At 49.3% G+C, this 20885-nt stretch carries 13 protein-coding genes; 3 read left to right on the top strand and 10 right to left on the bottom strand.

The genetic code is table 11. From position 1 onward, the window contains the following. Window positions 1–110: 110 nt before the first annotated feature. The 6 genes from NDI52_RS01920 to NDI52_RS01945 form a co-directional block, all read right to left on the bottom strand. On the bottom strand, window positions 111–1730 hold the full coding sequence (locus NDI52_RS01920) for an NAD(P)/FAD-dependent oxidoreductase (protein WP_190771500.1): 1620 nt from the start codon (window positions 1728–1730) through the stop codon (window positions 111–113). A 97-nt stretch (window positions 1731–1827) separates the two neighbouring features. Further along, window positions 1828–2952, bottom strand: coding sequence for a THUMP domain-containing protein (locus tag NDI52_RS01925; RefSeq protein ID WP_190771501.1), 1125 nt, complete (start codon window positions 2950–2952; stop codon window positions 1828–1830). A 373-nt stretch (window positions 2953–3325) separates the two neighbouring features. Then, window positions 3326–6340 carry a DUF4347 domain-containing protein gene (locus tag NDI52_RS01930; protein WP_190771502.1) on the bottom strand — a complete coding sequence of 1005 codons (3015 nt, stop codon included), beginning with the start codon at window positions 6338–6340 and terminating at the stop codon, window positions 3326–3328. 554 nt (window positions 6341–6894) lie between these two features. Beyond that, entirely contained in the window at window positions 6895–8256 is a 1362-nt protein-coding gene (locus NDI52_RS01935) for a trypsin-like peptidase domain-containing protein (RefSeq protein ID WP_190772413.1), read from the bottom strand. A 293-nt stretch (window positions 8257–8549) separates the two neighbouring features. Then, a complete protein-coding gene (locus NDI52_RS01940) occupies window positions 8550–9119 on the bottom strand; it encodes a hypothetical protein (protein ID WP_190772412.1) in 570 nt (189 codons plus the stop codon). Window positions 9120–9338: 219 nt separating this feature from the next. Further along, a complete protein-coding gene (locus NDI52_RS01945; protein ID WP_190772411.1) occupies window positions 9339–9764 on the bottom strand; it encodes a hypothetical protein in 426 nt (141 codons plus the stop codon). 360 nt (window positions 9765–10124) lie between these two features. Here NDI52_RS01945 and NDI52_RS01950 point away from each other — a divergent pair, with 360 nt between their 5' ends. After that, window positions 10125–11564 (top strand): bifunctional orotidine-5'-phosphate decarboxylase/orotate phosphoribosyltransferase, encoded by a 1440-nt coding sequence (locus tag NDI52_RS01950; protein WP_190772410.1) that lies wholly within the window; start codon window positions 10125–10127, stop codon window positions 11562–11564. Between the two features lie 105 nt (window positions 11565–11669). Beyond that, complete coding sequence (locus tag NDI52_RS01955) at window positions 11670–12128, top strand: hypothetical protein (protein ID WP_190772409.1); 459 nt, start codon at window positions 11670–11672, stop codon at window positions 12126–12128. 336 nt (window positions 12129–12464) lie between these two features. On the opposite strand, the gene NDI52_RS01960 is transcribed toward NDI52_RS01955, so the two are convergent. The 3 genes from NDI52_RS01960 to carB all read right to left on the bottom strand — a co-directional run bounded on the left by NDI52_RS01960 (window position 12465) and on the right by carB (window position 18399). Continuing rightward, a complete protein-coding gene (locus tag NDI52_RS01960) occupies window positions 12465–12983 on the bottom strand; it encodes a DUF6174 domain-containing protein (RefSeq protein ID WP_190772408.1) in 519 nt (172 codons plus the stop codon). 383 nt (window positions 12984–13366) lie between these two features. Then, on the bottom strand, window positions 13367–14830 hold the full coding sequence (locus tag NDI52_RS01965) for a HEPN domain-containing protein (RefSeq protein ID WP_190772407.1): 1464 nt from the start codon (window positions 14828–14830) through the stop codon (window positions 13367–13369). 272 nt (window positions 14831–15102) lie between these two features. Then, window positions 15103–18399, bottom strand: coding sequence for a carbamoyl-phosphate synthase large subunit (carB, locus tag NDI52_RS01970; protein WP_190772406.1), 3297 nt, complete (start codon window positions 18397–18399; stop codon window positions 15103–15105). 275 nt (window positions 18400–18674) lie between these two features. Between carB and NDI52_RS01975 the strand changes: the two genes are divergently transcribed. Continuing rightward, window positions 18675–18989 carry a DUF3593 domain-containing protein gene (locus NDI52_RS01975; RefSeq protein ID WP_190772405.1) on the top strand — a complete coding sequence of 105 codons (315 nt, stop codon included), beginning with the start codon at window positions 18675–18677 and terminating at the stop codon, window positions 18987–18989. Window positions 18990–19122: 133 nt separating this feature from the next. On the opposite strand, the gene NDI52_RS01980 is transcribed toward NDI52_RS01975, so the two are convergent. Beyond that, a complete protein-coding gene (locus tag NDI52_RS01980) occupies window positions 19123–20751 on the bottom strand; it encodes a DEAD/DEAH box helicase (protein WP_242035789.1) in 1629 nt (542 codons plus the stop codon). Window positions 20752–20885 lie beyond the last annotated feature (134 nt).

Raw genomic sequence — 20885 nt, forward strand, 5'->3', positions numbered from 1 at the left:
ATATTCGGCGTTGCTGTATTCATACAGGTATTTCCCAACCCCTATTGCTGAAACGGGAGGGAAAACCAATCGTTTCTCCTCCCGTTTCATTTCAGCAACGCCAATATTAATTACCGCCGCGCCCCAACCAATTGCACCATACTCAACGCAACGGCCTCTGCAACTTTGATGCCATCGATACCAGCCGAAAGGATACCCCCGGCGTAACCCGCCCCTTCCCCTGCCGGGAAAAGGCCTTTGGTATTCAAACTCTGATACTCATCGTTACGCTTGATCCGAATGGGCGAGGAGGTGCGCGTCTCCACCCCCGTTAGCACAGCGTCGGCCATGGCGAAGCCCTTGATCTGTTTGTCAAAAGCGGGCAGAGCTTCACGGATAGCGGCGATCGCATATTCCGGCAAACTCGTACTCAAGTCCCCTAAATGCACCCCCGGTGCGTAAGACGGCAGCACAGTCCCAAACGCTTCAGAAGGACGACCCGCCAGAAAGTCTCCCACCAGTTGACCCGGTGCGTTATACGTGCGACCGCCTAGCTCAAAGGCTCGTTCCTCTAACTGTCGCTGAAACGCAATACCCGCCAGGGGATGCCCTGGATAATCATCAGGGGTAATGCCCACCACAATAGCACTGTTCGCATTGCGCTCATTCCGCGAGTATTGGCTCATGCCGTTGGTGACAACCCGCCCAGGCTCAGACGTAGCCGCCACAACCAGACCACCCGGACACATACAAAAGCTATAGACCGACCGACCATTTTGACAGTGGTGAACCAGCTTGTAATCGGCAGCACCCAACAGCTTGTGTCCCGCCTGATCGCCAAATCGACAGCGATCGATCAACGGTTGTGGATGCTCAATGCGAAAGCCAATGGAGAATGGTTTCGGCTCGATGTAAACGCCGCGATCGAACAACATTTGAAACGTGTCACGGGCGCTATGGCCAACCGCCAATACCACATGCTGACTGGCAATATACTCGCCGCTGGCAAGGGTTACACCCTGTACCTGCCCCCGCTCAATGTGAATGTCAACAACCCGGCTTTGAAAGCGAATTTCACCCCCAAGAGCCTCAATTCGGGCACGCAGACTTTGGACGACACCCACCAGCTTGAAGGTACCGATATGGGGCTTGTTGATATAGAGAATTTCCGGGTTAGCTCCCGAATTCACCAGCTCGGTCAACACCTTACGGCCATAGTGATTAGAATCCCTCACCTGGCTGTAAAGTTTGCCGTCGGAAAAGGTGCCTGCCCCGCCTTCGCCAAACTGCGCGTTGGATTCGGGGTTCAACGTGTCTTTCTTTTTCCAGAAGGCAAAGGTATCTGCGGTGCGATCGCGCACTGCCTTCCCCCGTTCCAATATGATCGGACGAAACCCCATTTGTGCGAGCAGCAGCCCTGCAAACATCCCACAAGGCCCAGTACCAATCACGATCGGACGACTGGCCAGATTGCTGGGAGCCTGCGCCACCAGGCTATAGCTCATATCTGGCGTTGGCATCACATGCGGATCTTTCCTTAGGCGTTGCAGCAATGCCTTTTCCTGGGGGGTCTCCACATCCACAATGTAAACGAGAGAAATCTCCCCCTTCTTACGGGCATCATGGCTCCGCTTGAAGATGGTGTAGCCAGTTAATGCCTCGGGGGAAATTTGCAGCTTTTTAAGAATTGCCGCCTTGATGGCGTCTTCAGGATGATCAAGCGGCAGCTTAATTTCAGTTAATCGCAGCATATTTAATATTTTGGGGCGTAAGTTTGCCTACCAGTTGATGCGGTGGGCGCTTAACGCCCACCGCATCAACTGGTAGGCAAACTTACGCCCAATTGAACTAGTACAATTCATACTTCATCAACTGGCAGGGCAACGTACCATTATAAACCGCAAACCGCTGAGACGATTTCAGTCCAATCGACTGTGCGAGTGCGCGGTTACCGCTCAGCACAAACGCCGTCCAGCCTTTGAAGCGTTGCTTCAGCACATCGCCTAAACGTTTATAAAACGCGCCCAAATCGCTATCTCGACCCAGCCGTTCGCCATAGGGGGGATTACAGAACAGCACGCCACTATCGGCCGGCGCGGCAACATCTTCCAGGTCGATCGCCGCAAAATAAACATGGTTCACGACGCCACAGGTGGTTGCATTGGCGATCGCCTGTTCAACCACATTCTCATCGCGATCGCTACCCCAGATCGGCGCAGGCAGGCTCTCTCGCTGGCTATCCTTCGCTTCTTGTACCAGGCTTTCTAGCAGCGATCGATCTGCGTCGAGCCAGGTTTCAAACCCATATCGCTCGCGAAATAGCCCCGGTGCAATATTTAGCGCTTTCAGACTCGCTTCCAGGGGTAACGTGCCAGAGCCACAAAGCGGGTCGTAAAACATCTGCTCAGGCTGCCAGTCCGATAGTTGAATTAACGCCGCTGCTAACGACTCCTTCAATGGTGCAGAGCCAACCGCTGGACGATACCCACGACGATGCAGACTCTGCCCTGAGCTATCAAGACTGACGGTACAGACCTCCCGATCAATGTGTACAGTGATTTGCACATCTGGGGATTGCAGATTGACATCGGAGCGATCGCCCAAACGGTCTTGCTGCTGATCGACGATTGCCCGTTTCACCTGTAGCGCCGTGAAATGGGTGTGGTTCAACTGCTCACTTTTGCCCGTCGCATTCACCGCTAACGTCAGATCAGGGGTGAGATACTGCGACCAGTCGATTGTCTGAATACCCCGATAGAGATCCTCGGCGTCCTGGCAGGGAAATGTATGCAGTTTCATCAGGATGCGGAACGGTAACCGAGCCCAGAGGTTAACGCGGTAAAGGAGGGTGCGATCGCCCTCGAATGAAACGCCACAAAAACCTGGCTCTACAGCATTCGCACCCAATTGTTCTAACTCCTGCGCCGCCAGCGTTTCTAGCCCCCGCGCCACTGTTGCAAAATACTGATTCATTCATGCGGCTCATAACTGTAAGGCACTGTGAAACCCAGTTGCCCTTAACAATTATAAGACTTGCGCAAGTCCCCATAGGTAACCTCAGTTCGGGATAAGCTGAAGTGCTCATTTTGGCGTGCGCTTTGCGCACGCCAAAATGAGCGTTTTCGAGTGCCGCGCAACGCGCGGCACTCGAAAACGCCCTTCACCCGAACTGAGGTTAGGTAGAGCATTCTTGTTGAGTGTGGTGTATTCCACACTCAATATTTAACAAACTATGCGTCAGTGGCAGCAATTCTCATTTTGGAATCAGGCCCGAAACCGCGTGCCAAGGGCACGAACTCTCGGCTTTGATGCCCATACTGAGAACTGCTGAGTCAGTGCACGATCCTTAAACAACCATGAAATTTTGGCTGCTAAGGCTAAGACCTGGTTTGAGAGTTGCGAAGGCGATCGCCCCCCCGCGACCAGCACCATCCGCATCAAAAATTAGGCTTCCTGTTTGACGATTGTAAATGAACCGATCTTCAGCTCCAATCGCTCGACTACCTACATGAAATTGCGTTGCAGCAAGGGTGCCTGCTCGTAACCCACCCCCAAATGCGGCAGCTGAAACCACCATTACATCTGCTGCTGCATTGAAGTCTGTGATGATGTCATTTCCACTAGTCAAATTCGCAAAGCCCACCTTATCTCGACCTGTGCCCGTGGTGATGCGATCGCCGGTTCCACCACCGATCAAGATATCGTCTCCCGTACCACCCACCAGGGTGTCACGACCCGAGGCCCCAAAGATCAGATCATTTCCTGCACCACCATTGATAATGTCATTTCCTCTGCCACCCGCCATGAAGTCATGGCCTCCCTGGCCCCAAATTTGGTCATTTCCATCCCGCCCGAAAATAGCATCCTTACTACCTGTGCCATAGAGCCTGTTTGCATTCGCTGTACCATTGCGGAGCAGGAAAGAACTACCAGATCTAAGGGTTTCGGGGTTCAGGTTCAGCAAAGCATTCGACACCACAAATTTATTGTGAGGTGTATCAAATAGCGACGTGACAGTGGAACCAATATTAACGGTCAGGGCGAAAGTCTTTTGTGTCTTTTCACCACTCGTATCTTGAAGGGTTAGGGTAATGGTTGCATTGCCTGTGTACCCAGAATTTGGTGTAAGGGTGAGAACGCGATCGCTCCCCGTACCCGAGAATGCAATTCCCCGTGCTCCAATTAAGGTTGTGTTACTGGAAACAGCCGTTAGCGTTAATCCTGCCGGATCATTATTACCTCCTGTATCAAGATCACTGATGGATAGATTCAGCCAGAGCGATCTATCTGTCGTAGTCGTTTGGTGGGTGATCGCACTCACAAACGGTGCATTATCCAGGTTGTAATCAACAATCTTGTTACCCAGTTTACTGACGATACCCTCTGGTACTTCTCCACTCAGTTGGTTGTTATTGAGGTGAAAATATTCCAGATTAGCCAGGTTACTCAGTTGTGTCGGAATGGAACCACTCAGTTGATTGTGAGAAAGTTCGACCAATGCTAGTTTGCTGAGGTTGCCTAACTCGGTTGGGATAACACCACTCAGGTTGTTATTGTTAAGGCTGAAGCTTTGCAGGTTACTCAGATTGCCTAACGCTGTCGGAATGCTGCCGCTAAGCTGGTTGTTGTCCAGGAGAAGGCTAGCCAAGTTGGTTAGATTGCCTAACTCTTCAGGAATGCTGCCACTGAGTTGATTTTCCCTCAAACCAAGATTAGACAAATTAATCAGGTTGCCCAACGCAGGAGGGATGCTACCACTTAACTGGTTACCTCTCAGGGCAAGGTTAGTCAGCTTGCTGAGATTACCCAACTCAGGTGGGATAGTACCACTCAGATGGTTGAAGCCAAAACTAATGCTGGTTAAGTTGCTGAGATTGCCCAGCTCAGGTGGGATAGTACCGCTCAGGTTGTTGTTAGGTAGGCTCAGCGCTACAACTCGATCGCCCGTTACTGTTACCCCCCTCCAGTGGCTAACCACACTCATATCGGGTGGCGTATTACTGCTAAAGTCCCAGTCTTTCCAACCTTTCTTGTTTGTCCAATTGGCTCCACCCGTATTTTCATAGAGCGCCTTCAAGGCTGCATAATCCTGAGCATTAAGCGGCACCCCGACCACATCCAGGGTGAAAGTTTTCGCCGTTTCTTCACCATTTCCATCTTGAAGTGTCATTGTGATGGTGGCGCTTCCCCCTTGCCCAGCGATTGGCGTTAGAGTCAGAACGCGATCGCTCCCCGTTCCGCTAATAGAAATGCCATTGCTATCAATTAAAGCAGTGGCATTAGAGGTGACACTCAGTGTCAAGTTAGTATCGTTACCCGCTGTGTCAATATCACTAATCGACAGATTTAATGTGAGTGACTGGTTGACATTAATAGACTGATTGGCGATCGTTGTCACAAACGGTGCATTACTTAAATCATAATCCGTGATGCTATTACCGAATTGATTAACCAGTGGCTGGGGTACCTCTCCATTCAGTTGATTATTATTGAGATAGAGATGTGTCAGGTTGGCCAGGTTACCTAACTCCGATGGAATGCTGCCAGTCAACTGGTTGCCATAAAGATTGAGCGATTGCAGTTCACTCAATGTCCCCAATTCAACAGGGATGGTACCACTCAGGTAATTCGAGCTTAGGCCAATGGAGGTGACGCGATCGCCCATCAAGCTCACACCTTTCCATTGGCTCACCACACTCACATCCGGTGGTGTGTTGCTGTTAAAGTCCCAATCCTTCCAGCCTGTATTGTCTGTCCAATTTTCCCCACCCGTACTTTGATAGAGGGCTTTTAAGGCAGCATAATCGTCCGCATTCAGAAGTTCCAGAACACCGGGGTAAAGCTGCTGTATTGCCTCATCGAATGCCAAAGGTGGTTGTGGTGTTCCAATCGACACCTCCAGTCGCCAATTTCCACCCAGTGCTGCACTTCCAGTTTTAGTGGTGGATGCAGCGATCGCAGCTCCTGTTAAACAGTGGAGCTTCTGCAAAAATTCCATGCCAACATTGCCCAGGCCAACTTGGCAACCATAAATAAATAGTGATTCAATCGTCCAATACCGCAGTTCCCTTCTGTAGTGTTCAAGGGATTCTATTTTTAATGGTTTGTTACCGACGAATAACACGCCAGGGGCACCATGAGCCAGAAGGTGTAGGGTTTTAACTGTAGGATGCTGTTGTAACGCTGCTGTGATTTGGTTAATGACATCCTGTTTATCATCAAGCACAATCACGCTGACATCTGGAAGCACACCTGAAACAAGGATTTCATAATCCGAGACATTCGGGTCGATGGCAACCAATGTTGAGAAGGTCGGCGAAGATGCGATATGAGGTGCAATCACAGCAGTTAAAGCAGACATAGGTTCTAAGAGATGGCTGGATAAACGATTGGGAGATCAGACAGTAACAAGATTTAGAGATTGATATAAAGCCTCAAGTTGCTCTACTTACCTTGCCAAATGAGAAGGCACTGGGAAATACCCTAGGAAGCAGGTTGGGGCGAGGGTCGCTTCGTAGGGGGTAATTTTGTTGGATCCGTTGGAGAGGCTGCGATCGCTAAAGCGCAGGTTCTAACTCTTAATTTCTAAAGTGCCCATCAGTAGCAAAAATCACCCTTGCAATATCCATACTTCACATCTTTTAAGTACAGCGCTTTGCACGTGAATCAGCCACGGTTGTTTTTGTAATAACAAGTAAAGTTAAATGCTTATGATGAAAAGTGGCGCGGTGCATTGCGCCGCGCCACTTTTCATCATAAGCATTTAACTTTTGTAAGTGAGGCGGGCTTCGCCCGCCTCACTTACAAAAGTGGGATGCACCCGATTCAAAATCTGCTAGTTTTGGGTGAGATGCCCGGGGGATGCGCATTTCACCCAAAATTAGCCGCCTTCATAACAATAGAGCCCGTGTCAAGTTACTTGTAGGCCATCAGTGGGTTGCCACAGGAATCCAGTTTTGAATTCGCCGGTGGATCTATCGAAACATTTAAGCGCTGCAAAACTTCGCCAATGGGTAAAGCAAAGCCCAAACCCTCAATGCCCTCACTCGCAATTTTTTCCGTCACAATGCCAATGACAGTGCCATCCCGATTGAGCAGCGGTCCACCACTGTTACCAGGATTCACAGCCGTATCGGTTTGAATCAAGCTGCGGGAGGGGTTGCGTCGAAAACCACTGACAATTCCCTGCGTCACGGTATTGGCAAGGGATAGCGGGTTGCCGATCGCCACCACCGATTGTCCTACCCGCACGACATCGGTATGACAAATGGGTAGACCAGAAACATTCGTCATATCGCCTTCCAGTTTCACCAGGGCAGCATCCGAAACCGTATCCCGCCGCAACACATGACCATTCAAGGTAGTGCCATCATAAAGTCTGATTTTGACCGAGAAGGCTGAACCAACGACATGCTCATTCGTCATAATCAAACCCGATGAATCGAGCAAAAATCCACTTCCTCGTCCAGTTGGGGTGCGAATACCAACGATAGAGGGAATGGATCGTCCGACCAGCTCCTCCAAGGTGAGAGGTTGGCTGGTTGAGGCGATCGCTTCAATTTTGTAAGGCTTAGCCGGAACAGGCGGGTCTTGCGGTGCAGGATGATTCAGGACCGAGATAAAGCGGGGTTCGTGCAGAAGCTGCCTGAAACTTGCACGAATGGCTTCGTAGGTTGCAGCAGGATTATCAATTCCTTCTACCTGGGCGCTCCCGTCAATTTCTTGACGGTACACAATTTTATTCGCATCTCGATCGAATAACTCCCACCGAATGCTGCGTTCAGTGTTGGTATATTCATTAAAAAATGAACTGTAAGAATTGAGATGCTCTTGAGTAATCGTTCCGCCGATGAGGAAGCGTCCCGGTTCTGAGGACTCAACGACTTCTGCGAAGAGGGAGTGAGGATGCGATCGCATTACCTCAAAACCTGCATCACTCAGTTCATTCTCCAATAGATCGTAAACAGAGTTCTCCAACTGTTCGTCCAGACGTCCAGATGCCACATAACGCTGTTGTCGAATCTTTAGTAAACCGTCATAGTGACCACCAATCACAACACCCGGCAGTACTCCAGAACGAATTTTAGCAATCTCAACCTTTGTGCTCGGTTCCCATGGATCCTCCACCTCTTCCCAGGATGCTCTGGAAACATCGCTCATAGAAGTCGGTATCAAAGGAGACAAAGCATGTAGCGGTTCAGCCCGGGCAGGAAATTGCAGTATAAAGAAGCACAGTACAAGAGTGGCGATCGTGCTCCAAATGGATACCTTGGCCATAACTGAAATGGATCCCAAAAAGCAGATCATCAGATCGTCTGATTAAGTCCAGCTCGCTGCATATAGAGTATTTACTGAGAAATCAGTAACTTGTACAAAGCAACCATGATGATTGTACGGACATCTGTGTCAGCACTTCGTGTACAGTCTTGGCGTCTAGTTTTTTCTACCAAGGCTCCCAAATATCAGGAAGTCCATAGGACAAGGCTACGAAACTATCGTTGCAGACAGCAACTTTCATTATGAGCTTCAAGCCTGGGAGTCCTGAAACAGCCCACCGACGATGAACTGTTTTAGGACTTCATTCCAAAATGAGAATTGCTGCGTTGCAGATACGCCCGCTCATACGTATAGATACCCGTTCGTCTATTAATAAACAAATGCTCTTGAATGCTGGTAGTCAAGGAGAAATGCCAAGTATCAGCCTTGTCATGCTTCTCCTGCTTGACAGTTCCAATACGGCCAATGCCTAGTAACAAGTCCTGAGCCATGTTCCAAGCCTTTTGTTTGCCTACCATTAGAGGATGTTGCTGGTAAATCAACAAGCGACGTACGTAGTGTTGCCAATCCAGCACAGAAGGTTCTGTGGATTGCAAGGCATGAATAATCTGCTCTAAACCCTGCAAGTCATGCGGCTTACGGTGGAGTGCTGCCATCCGCGCAAATTGGCTAATAATGCACAGCGCATAGCTCTGTTTCGGGCAGGCTGGGTCTTGCGCTAACTCCAGCAGGGCAAGCACATAGTCAAGACCGTAAAGTAAAAGGTCTTCATCCTGCTCCATAAAGTAATAATCTTCGTCATAGCCCCACTCCAACACGTCGTCATAGGTAGGGTTAACGTTGTTGGTTATTCTTGCATTCATATAGCCTTCGCAATCCCATTAGAAGGGTTATTTTCGAAGAGACGAGTAGAGCACAGCTTTTCAAAAATAACCTTCCTGGTGCTAAATGCGTAGTGCCAAACTGTGGCTAATTCAAACGCGAAGCGCTGTATTGAATCAGACTGCCTAAAAAAGTGGCTGAGAACTAGCTTAGGCTAGGTTCTCAGCCACTATTCAACAAAGCAGATAACTGACTAGTTCTTACTTGGTGAACGCGTCTTTGATGTTGTCAACAGTGCGCTCAATAGCATTGACGTTGTTGTCAATTGCTTTTTGAGTCCGATCCGCATCTTCATCAGCTCTCTGTTGAATGCGGGCTGCATCTCGCTGAGCTTTACGTTCAACAACGCCACCGTCGTCGCCTGCTGCTCGCTCAACTCGGCTAGCATTTTTGCTAGCGGTTTCCTTTACCTTCTCAGCCGTATCCCGAACAAAACCCTTGTTCTCCCGTTGAACCTTGTCACCTGCATCCGTTGTCGCCGCAAGTACAGGATTACCAGGAGCAGCTACAGCTGCCGTATTGGAGAAGAATGCGCCTTGCCAAACAAACGCGGTTGCCGAGACAAAGAGAAGAGCTACAGCTACCAGACGTCCCAAAGTAGCAAACAATTTAGTAATTGTATTCATGGAAAGAGTTTCTACGAAATTTGTCATACTTACTTCTACTCCATTCCATTCGTTAGCAAAATAACCTTTTGACAGAAGCCATAAGGCATAGACTGCGAGCTGTTGCTATGAGATAAGATTCCAGAAAACACATCTGTCCTATGTTTCGCCGGGCGAAACCGTTGTCCGAGTGCATCAGGTACGAGAGAGGAGCGTAGAACGAAGTTCTACGCTCCTCTCTCGTACCTGGATAAACTTAAAGATGCTGTAGAACCTTGATCTTGTAATTGTGAAGCAATAGCAAAATCAAAGTTCTGAGTTTTGTTTCTAAAGGTATGGAATATGAGTATATAAATAGAACAATCAATCGATAAGAATCTGATGGCTTTCTTTGAAGCGTTAGAAACAGCGATCGCCCACCACCAATCCCTCCTCTTCGTTAGTCTCGATCCTAACCCTGAACTGCTACCCGATCGCTTCAGGAAATCAGGACAGGACGACCTTCAGGGGTTATATGAATGGTTGTTGTGGGTTATTAACCAAACCGCCGAATCTGTCTGCGCCTATAAACCCACCCTTGGGTTTTACCAGGCTCTCGGAGCACCTGGATTAGAGCTATTGCAGAAGGTGCTACAGGCCATTCCTCAAAATATTCCCGTCATTTTGGACGCTAAACATGGCGATCTAAACACCAGCACAACGCTCGCCCACACGGTATTCGAGGAATGGCAAGTCGACGCCATTACCCTCAGCCCTTTTACAGGCCAGGATTCAGCCGCCCCTTTTTTGGTATATCCCGGCAAAGCCGTTTTCGTTCTCTGCCACACCTCCAATCCTGGCGCGATCGCTCTGCAACACCATCCCAACACGACCAATCCTTTCTACTTGCAGGTTGTTGAGGAAGCGCGCAATTGGGGGCCTACCGAGCAGGTTGGGTTGGAAGTGGGAACGACGCAGCCAGAGGTGCTCGCGAAAATTCGAGCGATCGCCCCAGAACGCCTTATTCTAGCTCGTAGCATCTGGCAGGAGGCAGCCAGCGTCAACGCTATTGTGACGGCTGGGCTGAATCAGAATGGCAATGGTCTTCTCATTCCAATACCACAAGATTGGTTGAGCCAGGAGAATTTGGCGGAATTGATGCGATCGCTCAAAACTGAAATTAACGCCATACGCAACCAGGCTCAGCAGGGTGCTTCAAGCTGCGAGTTGTGGACTGGCAATGGCAGTTCCTCGGAGCAAAATTCTCATGTCGATCTGATTCTGCAACTCTTTGACGTAGGCTGCCTGCTATTTGGAGAGTTTGTACAGGCATCCGGTGCAGTCTTTCCCTATTATATCGACCTGCGAAAAATTATTTCTAATCCCCAACTGTTCCATCAGGTGCTCAACGCCTATGCAGGGATTCTCAAAACACTTCAGTTTGATCGCATTGCCGGCATTCCCTACGGTTCTCTCCCTACCGCAACGGGATTAGCCCTGCACCTCAACTACCCCATGATCTACCCCCGTAAGGAAGTGAAGGCTCACGGCACCCGTCGCGTTGTGGAAGGCAACTTTCATCCCGGAGAAACCGTTGTCGTGGTAGACGACGTTTTTATCAGTGGCAACAGCGCCATAGAAGGAGCCGGGAAGCTTCAATCGGTGGGGTTGGAAGTCAAAGACATTGTGGTGCTACTCGACCACGAACGGGGTGTAAAGGATCGATTGCGGGCCCATGGTTTCCGGGGGTACTCCGTCCTGACCATGTCTGAAATTACCAAAACACTCTATCAGGCAGGACGGATTGATGCAGAGCAAGCGAAGTTTTTAGTAGAAGAATAAGAACGAATCGGAGAGCGTGGAAACGTATACTGTTCACAGTTACGTTAGCCAAGCTATTCACTTCTTGTTCACCTAGCTGTTAGCTGTCAATCTAATCGGCTTCCAATGAAAACTATTGCTCATTCTTGTGTTCTTGCGATCGCCCTGTTATGTGCAGCTTGTACCTCCACATCCCAAAAGCCTTCGGCAAAAGATGCTCAAGCTCTCTTTAATAACTATCAATTGCTAGGGTTAGCCTACGATCCGGCCATAGCGAACCTTTATTGTGACAGCGGACGAATGCTGAATACCCGCACCTATCCGGATGGACAAAAGCGCCTGATAGAAATGAAGGCTCCAGAATGGAAGGCGTTAATTATTACGGCTATGCCAGTTGCTAAAGCAAGAGGTGATTACAGCACCTTCTCCAATGTGACCTATACCCCAGAAGGAGATAATATCCGTATTACAGCAACCCGCTATTCGGCATTAAAGAAGTATTCGAGTCCCTTCTCTTTATTAGTAGGCCAGTGCGACGATCAAGATTGGGCCATTTTGGAAGAAGTGGGTGAGTCAAGGCCCTAATTGATAGTGTGAGCAGGTCTAACGCATTCTTGTTACAGCGCTTTGCGCTTGAGTCGGCCACGGTTATTTTTGTGAGAGCCGCGCGGCGCACGGCTCTCACAAAAATAACCAGATTTCAAGCGTTTGAAAAGCGCTGTATGTATAAAGCACATCACACAACAAGAATGCATCACTAGTAGGCTGCGGCCTAAGTTTGCATACTATGTTTTTGTGTGGGGTGCTTCGCACCCCACACAAAAACATAGGTGATGGATTTCCGCCTCAGCGTACTAGACATGAAACAGCACAGGAAACTGTAGTTCCCTGTGCTGTTTCATCTGACAGCAATAACGGATTTTATTGCTGTAATGGCTGCAAATCACGAATGGTGAGATAAATCTCCTCATCAGCCATCATGGCCGAATAATCGATCGTAATTTGCGTGGGATACCCGAACTCTGGATTAAACTGCACATTCAAAGAATTGGGGTTGCGATAGAGTGCAGCCCGCACCAAATTAAACAATTTGGGAACGGTGCTGTAGTTTTCAAAATAGGTAGGGTTGGCAGGCTGTCCTGTCGACTCATAGGTGTAAGAGGTGGGAATCCCATCCCGCACTTCAATCACCACAGGTTGCCGCACTTCTTCAGCGCAGAAGCAACTCACTTCCAGGACATAGCGGTAGTCGCGCAGGCGTTGCCCCGTCCAAAGACGCTGCTGAGCCCGGATATCCCGTGAAGCTCGGTTGATAACTTGAGATGTTTCACTTGGGCCTATCTGTACTTGGGTACGACTGGGTGCCTGAGCCAGGGCTGGCGCTAGCAGCAGAAAACTTTGCACCCCAATACAGGTTGCTAAACAAATAATTTTTCGCATGGTGGTTGCTCGTGAAATCGTAATGATCAGCTCACTCCCTGGTCTTGCGCCTTTAAGAGGCTTGCATTAGAGCGATCGCCTCTACCCTCCTCGACCCAAAAGATTCACTAATAGTTCCACAGAAGCACTTTTCAGCCAAGTAACTTTTAGGCTGGGTACTAAGCGATCGTCCCCTCATACCCAACAAGCGAGCGCCCTTTTCCAGCTTTAGCAAGCGATCAGCCTCCTCTAACCCCCATCACTGGTGTTTATCTGGTGATCTCTCCCTCAATTCTTCATGCAAGAAGTTGACTGCGGAATAATCAAAATCTATCTTTTCAAATACTCCTTCTAAAATATGTTGAAATTGATTTTAACCACCAAATTTCATTTATCTTAAATTGTCAAACAGGTATTACCTCCTTAAAAGCAAGGATTTTCTCTTTTAATAAATACAAGCAATCATCATCAATTAATGAGTTGTCAATTTGAGCGACAAAATCCTTTTTACTAATTTTTAACATTAGATGAAGGGCAATGGATATACGTAAGTACCCAAGAATAACAAGAAGAAAATGGTTTATATCCGGGACATAGTTTTTAATCTTTTTCGGCAAATCTTTATTCGGTTCATCACCATGAACAAATGCACTTCTAATATCATATGCATAACTTATTAACAGCTTGATTTTACCTGGACTAAAGTTGGAATTCTTATCAGACCAAATGCTCAGAACTCTCGCTGCTCTGACACTTAAGCGGTACTTTAGCTCCATACTCTCCGTTAGGTAGATACTTTCAAGTCCCATAACTGCAGACGCTATCCGGTATTCCAAAGACTGACCATCTAGCAGAGCAGTTACATATCTGTCATATGATATGCTTAAGTAATTCTTTTTAAGATCACCGCCATAAAAGTTATGTGGAATTTCTAAGTATATCATCCCTAAAAAAGCCTCCAGAGATGGTAATTCTTCTTCCTTTATTTGATATGTATCGAAGGCCCTATTTAGATTTCCAACATTACTAAAGTATTTAATCGTTGCAGTTTTGTAGCCATACTCATTAAGACTAAGAAATTCCTCATCCGTTAGCGAGTTGGAATACTCTCGCATACAGTTATAATCAACACTTCCAACCCTGAACAGCCTAAGAGCAGTTATAATTTTTTGCGTTTTCGGGTATATATCTCCCCTTGAAAAGCCGTCAAACTCTACTTCTAGTTTTGCTAATGGAATTCTTGGAGCAAAATTTCTCTCTTTCTCTAATTTAATTAGTTCATCAACCGAGCCCTTAAATTCAAAATCTTCATTAGTTAATTTACTGATCCTTACTTTGATTTGGTGGACTTCAAGCTGAATGTTACCCAGCTCAAGTTCAATTCCATATATAAAACTCTCAGATCCATATTTAAAGGGTCTTCCATAAAAACTATTCAAACATAAACTTGAGAGCTCATTTAATTTTTCATCAGTATCTTGTTCACCCTCTAGCAAAGTTCTTATCACTCTCCTAACGAAGAGTGGAAAGTTCTTCTGAGCTTCTGTAAATTGATAAAGATTTTCTAAATCATTAAGCAGCGTAAGGTATTCATCCGAATTTAGAATACAGTCTTCAAAGATATACTCTACTGACCCCCAGTGTGGACCAAAAAGTACTGATTGCTCTAGCTTTAGATTTCTCAGCTTACCTTCTTCATAGCTAACATTTGTAGCTTTGACTTCCACAACGACATTAGAGGCCAAGCGAATGTTTCCTTGGTATTTACCACAGTCGATTGCCCTAGTGTTTTTACAGTTCAGGACAAATTCTTTAAGAGTATTAAGGAAACCGCTTATTCTTTGGAGAATTACAGATTCTTCTATCATGTCTTATGTATCCAGCTTAATGAGTAGTACAATTGTAGTTTAAGTTTTTATTTGCCGTATAATTCTCCTAATATCCTGTCTAATATCAAATCTGGTCAAAGAAACCAAAGGCGGGAAGTGTGCAATGAGAAGCATTACACACTTCCCGCCTTTGGTTTTATGGTTAATCAACAGAGTTGACATAACTCATAAATTCCTTGTACCAATAATAAAACCCTCTATTTCTTCAATAAGAAACAGAGGGTTTAAGAATTGATAGCTAGAGTTCAATCTTACCGGATGTAATCCTGAATGGCTTTTACGTCGAGCGGGTTGGCCTGGAGGGAGCGGATAGCAGCGGTCGTTGCCTTGGCTCCAGCGATCGTTGTCACCGTCGGCACCTTGTAAACCAGGGCCGCGCGGCGGAGCGTGCGATCGTCTAACTGAGCCTCTTGACCCAGGGGAGTGTTCACGATCAACTGGATGCCGTGGTTCTTGATGGCATCCATCACATTAGGCCGACCCTCATGCACCTTCAGCACCAGTTCCACATCCACATCGTGTTGTTTTAACACCTGACGTGTGCCCGATGTTGCTACCACATGGAAGCCCAACTCCATAAGACCCTGGACGACGGGAACGGCAGATACTTTGTCGCGATCGTTCATCGACACAAACACCGTACCCTTTAGGGGGAGTAGCTGGGATGCAGCCAGTTCTGCCTTGGCAAACGCTTTACCAAAGTCTGTATCGATACCCATCACCTCACCCGTAGAGCGCATTTCTGGCCCTAAAATGATGTCGGTGCCAGAGAACTTCGAGAAGGGAAGCACCGCCTCTTTCACCGCCATATGTTTGGGAATAATTTCCTCGGTAAAGCCCAGCTCTTGCAGGGTTTTGCCCGACATAATGCGGGAGGCCATCTTCGCCAGAGGTACGCCGATCGCCTTCGACACAAAAGGCACCGTCCGGGATGCGCGGGGGTTTGCCTCCAGGATGTAGACCTTGTCTTCCCCATCAGCCGTACCCTGAATCGCGTACTGCACATTCATTAGGCCGATTACATTGAGGGCCTTCGCCAGCTTCTCCGTCCAGATGCGGATGGTGGTCAGCACTTCATCGGAAAGAGAGATAGTGGGAATAGAGCAGGCAGAGTCGCCGGAGTGAATTCCGGCCTGTTCGATGTGCTCCATGATGCCACCGATGACGACCTGGCCAGTGTGATCAGCGATCGCATCCACATCCACCTCGATCGCGTTCTCCAGATATTGGTCAACCAGGATGGGGTGGTCGGGTTCTACCTGCACCGCATAGGCCATATAGCGCTCCAGGTCTTCGTCCGAGTAGACGATTTCCATCGCGCGACCGCCTAGCACGTAGCTGGGACGCACCACGACGGGATAGCTAATCTGTTTCGCGATCTGGAGCGCTTCAGCGGTACTGCGGGCAATCCCGTTAGCGGGTTGGCGAATATCTAGTTCCCGCAGGATGTGCTCGAAGCGTTCGCGGTCTTCAGCAGTGTCGATGGCATCGGGAGAAGTTCCCCAGATTTTGAGGGTGGGGCTTTCCAGGGAGTTGAGGTATTGCTGCAACGGTACCGCCAACTTCAGTGGAGTCTGACCACCAAATTGGATAATGATACCTTCGGGATTTTCTGCCTCAATAATATTGAGCACATCCTCTTTCGTGAGGGGTTCAAAGTAGAGGCGATCGCTCGTGTCATAGTCCGTCGAAACGGTCTCTGGGTTGGAGTTGACCATGATGGTCTCAAACCCGTCATCCCTCAGCGCGAAGGAAGCGTGACAGCAGCAGTAGTCAAACTCAATCCCCTGCCCAATCCGGTTCGGGCCACCCCCCAGAATCATCACCTTGCGACGTTCGGAAGCCAGTACTTCCGTTTCGACAGAGGCGATCGGGTCGTCACCATCAGTCAGGTTCTGGTACGGCGTTTCGTAGGTGGAGTAATAGTAAGGGGTGAGGGCTTCAAACTCGGCCGCGCAGGTATCCACAGTTTTGTAGACCGGGATGATGCCGAGGGATTTGCGGTAGGTCCGCACTTCGTCTTCGGTGGTCTTGGTAGCGTAGGCGATTTGGCGATCGCTAAACCCTTGCTGCTTCACATACCGCATCTTGTCCTCGGTCAGTTCCTTCAGCGGTGTGCGCTTGAGGAACTTCTCCGTTTCCAAAATTTCCTGGAGCTTGTCGAGGAACCAGGGGTCGATGCTGGTGAGTTCGTAGATTTCCTCCACGCTCATACCCATAGACATGGCATGGCGTACCGTAAAAATCCGGTCAGGGTTCGGGGTACGCAAGCCTGCCTGGATTTGGGAAATGTTGGGGAGCTTTTCGGCGCGATCGCATCCCCAACCGGCTCGTCCCGTTTCCAGCGATCGCAACGCTTTCTGGAAGGACTCCTGGAAGGTTCGCCCGATCGCCATCGCCTCACCCACTGACTTCATCTGGGTAGTCAAGACCGGCTCCGAACCGGGAAACTTCTCGAAGGCGAAGCGGGGAATCTTCGTCACCACATAGTCGATAGTTGGCTCAAAGCTAGCCGGGGTCTTCTTGGTGATGTCGTTCGGAATTTCATCCAGGGTGTAGCCCACCGCCAGTTTTGCCGCCATCTTGGCGATCGGAAAGCCTGTTGCCTTAGACGCCAGCGCCGAACTACGGGATACACGCGGGTTCATCTCAATGACGATGACCTCACCCGTAACAGGGTTCACCGCAAATTGAATGTTGGAACCACCTGTCTCTACCCCAATTTCCCGAATGATTTTGATAGAAGCATCGCGCAACCGCTGATACTCCTTATCCGTCAACGTTTGGGCAGGGGCAACGGTGATCGAGTCCCCGGTGTGAATCCCCATGGGATCAAGGTTCTCGATGGAGCAGATGATGACCACGTTATCGGCCAGGTCACGCATCACCTCCAGCTCGTACTCTTTCCATCCCAGCAGAGATTGCTCCACCAGGATTTGCGAGACAGGGCTGGCATCCAGACCACTCTGAGCGATCTCCTCAAATTCTTCCTGGTTGTAGGCAATACCGCCACCCGTACCGCCCAGGGTGAAAGCAGGGCGAATAATCAACGGATACTTGCCGATTTGTTGGGCGATCGCCCGCGCCTCTTCCATCGTCTCCGCCAAACCGGAGGGGCACACCGCCACCCCAATCCGTTCCATGGCTTCCTTAAAGAGTTTGCGATCTTCCGCCATTTCAATGGCCGGAAGCTTGGCTCCAATCAGCTCCACACCATACTTATCTAATACGCCATTTTTGGAGAGGGCTACGGCCAGGTTGAGGGCGGTTTGGCCCCCCATCGTTGGCAGCAGGGCATCCGGGCGTTCTTTTTCGATGACCTTTTCGACGATTTCTGGGGTGAGGGGTTCAATGTAGGTGCGATCGGCCATCTCCGGGTCGGTCATGATGGTGGCCGGGTTCGAGTTAATCAGCACTACTTCATAGCCCTCATCCCGTAACGCTTTACACGCCTGAGTGCCAGAGTAGTCAAATTCGCTGGCTTGTCCAATCACAATGGGACCAGAACCAACCAGCAAAATTTTGCGGATGTCATTACGGCGGGGCATAGGCTGTCTTTACAATATGCAGTGAGTCCAAAACATTTTAGAGGTATTCCTGGATCACCGAGTGTGTTTCACAAGCAATCCTTGGGATCATGGGAAAAGATACACCCTGCTAGGCTTGCCAAGAACGATTTCGAATATGTATCTGGCGAGGATCAAGCTTTCTTTATGTTAGGGATCTATGAATATATATGGCGCGCAGTTAATATAGGCAACGCCGACAACGGCCCTTTGCTCAGGCAGTATTCTAAGAAATGGACAATCTGCCTTAACTTTTAATGTTTGCAAAAGAAAACCTGTTTGCCCTTTCCCTCTTCCCGTATCTCGGATTTCTCTGGTTTCTCACCCGTTCCCAGCAAACCCCACGGCTTGCCCTGGTTGGGTTCTACATGACTCTGGTATTCGTTGCCATTACCATCCCTGCGGGAATCTATGCCAAAGTCGCCTATCATGATGAACTCGCGAATGTCGACTGGCTCCACGGCAGTGCAGAGGTTTTCCTGACCCTCGCCAACATTCTGGTCGTCCTGGGTTTTCGCCAGGCCATTCAGCAGAAGCGAGAGGCGATCGCCCCTGACACCTCTGCCAAATAACGACTGGCAAGGATTGCAGGTTGGCAGTCTGCTCCACCCTACAATCTAGTCCTAGCGTCGGAAACCAACCCATGTTGGAAGGTGCAAAGCACCTTCCAACATGGTCGACTTAAGCTGCCGAGTACTTGAGTCTTTATGCCATGCGATCAAAAATGATTTCTTGCCAATTGGATGAGCCAAATTCCTTTTGATATTCGCTAACGACCCAGGAAATAGATTTGCCTTGTTGTTGGGCTAATGTCATCAAATAATGCTTGTATTCATACTTGTTATCCGTGCTGGGATGCTTGCCAAAGATCGATCCCAGGCACCACACATCCTTAGGCAAACAGTTAAATTGTTCGAAGAATTTGCGCGTTGTCCAGGCTGGGGATGCCCCTTCGCGGAAATGGCGTTTGCGTAATTCATGGAATACCCGCAGCATCTCCTGTTCCTGGAGCATAGCCATTTGCTCCTCACTGAGAACTTCTGCCAACTCGGTTAGAGGAAGGGGAGCTTCATTCACCCACTGATGCTCACATTCCGGGCAGGTCATCACGAAAATCCACACGATGAAGCCGCAGCACGGACACATTTTGGTGGGTGCGCTACCCACGCCCTGGTTTTCGGCATCCTCTCGGTTGGGCAGGGTGTACTCGCGAATATCTTCGGGGAAGCCCAAACGTTCCAGGTTGCCTGCCTGATCCAGGATGGTGCCGTAGAGCTTGCCGGTTTTGGGCGAGATCCGCATTACCCGACCAATCTGCTGAAAGTGCAGGGCGCGAGATTGGGTGGGACGGAGCAGTAGGCCCGCTTCCACACTGGGTTCATCAAAGCCAATGCTGATAACGTTACAGGAGGTCAAGACCAGCAATTCGTTATCTCGCAGAGCATGATAGAGCTGCTGGCGCTCCTTGATCGGAGTGTTGCCGTCTACAGTAGCTGCTGACACCCCGGCCTGGTTAAAGGCATCGGCAACGTGACGGGCGTGCTCTACATCCACACAGAAGGCGATCGTGCGCTTGTCGGGCACCAGGCGGTGCCATTCTTCCACAATGCGTTCGACGAGTTCGGGGCGATCGCACGCCACCTTTAAATCTCGCTCATCAAAATCCCCCGCTACCGTTCGCACATCGGCCAGGTCAACGCGGTCCTCCTGGGTCATACCGTAGTACTTCATCGGTGCCAGGAAACCCATCTTCTGTAACTCGGAAGGTACCGGGGAGGAAACCAGGGTTTCCATGTGATCCCCGAGTTGATCCTGACCTAAACGGTAGGGCGTTGCGGTCAGTGCCAGGTGTACAGCATCGGTATGGGTGTGATAGAGCAACTGCTGCCCTACCCGGCTAAAGACAGTCGTATGGGCTTCGTCGTAAAGCACTACATCAGCGTGCCACTTCTTCCACCAGGTACGCTTGCCCATGGTCTGCACGCTGGCAATTTGGATAGGGGCACTGGGGTCTTCCTTCCAACCAGCTTTGATGAAGCCACAGTGCAACCCAAAATCTCGCATCTTTTCGTAGGTCTGCCCCACCAGCACATCTAGGTGCACCAGGAACAGCAGACGACAGCCTCGCGACTCGGCATGGGCGCAGATTTGCCCCGCAATAATGGTTTTCCCAGCTCCCGTTCCGGCGATCACGGCTACTCGCTTGTAGCCCTCCCCCAGCTTGTCATAGAGGTCTTTAATCAATTGCACCTGATAGGGGCGCAATTTGGGAACGTGGGGCGACGGATCACTCATCCAGACGGGCAGCCAGAACTTAATAGGAGGGATAGGCAATGCCTATTTCTATGGCTAAATCTAGCAGAGTTCACCTGTACTTTCGACCTCAACCCCATCAATGTTAGTGGTGGAGTGCGCCGCCCCCATCACCAACATCGATACGTAATATCATGTCGGGTTAAATACCGATG

The organism is Leptolyngbya sp. PL-A3, from assembly GCF_039962325.1.
In the GTDB taxonomy this organism is placed as follows: Bacteria; Cyanobacteriota; Cyanobacteriia; order Elainellales; family Elainellaceae; genus Vacuolonema.

Excerpts from the sequence above, each read along its gene's own strand:
- NDI52_RS01920 (WP_190771500.1), bottom strand. The coding sequence starts at position 1,730 with ATGCTGCGATTAACTGAAATTAAGCTGCCGCTTGATCATCCTGAAGAC.
- NDI52_RS01925 (WP_190771501.1), bottom strand. The coding sequence starts at position 2,952 with ATGAATCAGTATTTTGCAACAGTGGCGCGGGGGCTAGAAACGCTGGCG.
- NDI52_RS01930 (WP_190771502.1), bottom strand. The coding sequence starts at position 6,340 with ATGTCTGCTTTAACTGCTGTGATTGCACCTCATATCGCATCTTCGCCG.
- NDI52_RS01935 (WP_190772413.1), bottom strand. The coding sequence starts at position 8,256 with ATGGCCAAGGTATCCATTTGGAGCACGATCGCCACTCTTGTACTGTGC.
- NDI52_RS01940 (WP_190772412.1), bottom strand. The coding sequence starts at position 9,119 with ATGAATGCAAGAATAACCAACAACGTTAACCCTACCTATGACGACGTG.
- NDI52_RS01945 (WP_190772411.1), bottom strand. The coding sequence starts at position 9,764 with ATGAATACAATTACTAAATTGTTTGCTACTTTGGGACGTCTGGTAGCT.
- NDI52_RS01950 (WP_190772410.1), top strand. The coding sequence starts at position 10,125 with ATGGCTTTCTTTGAAGCGTTAGAAACAGCGATCGCCCACCACCAATCC.
- NDI52_RS01955 (WP_190772409.1), top strand. The coding sequence starts at position 11,670 with ATGAAAACTATTGCTCATTCTTGTGTTCTTGCGATCGCCCTGTTATGT.
- NDI52_RS01960 (WP_190772408.1), bottom strand. The coding sequence starts at position 12,983 with ATGCGAAAAATTATTTGTTTAGCAACCTGTATTGGGGTGCAAAGTTTT.
- NDI52_RS01965 (WP_190772407.1), bottom strand. The coding sequence starts at position 14,830 with ATGATAGAAGAATCTGTAATTCTCCAAAGAATAAGCGGTTTCCTTAAT.
- carB (WP_190772406.1), bottom strand. The coding sequence starts at position 18,399 with ATGCCCCGCCGTAATGACATCCGCAAAATTTTGCTGGTTGGTTCTGGT.
- NDI52_RS01975 (WP_190772405.1), top strand. The coding sequence starts at position 18,675 with ATGTTTGCAAAAGAAAACCTGTTTGCCCTTTCCCTCTTCCCGTATCTC.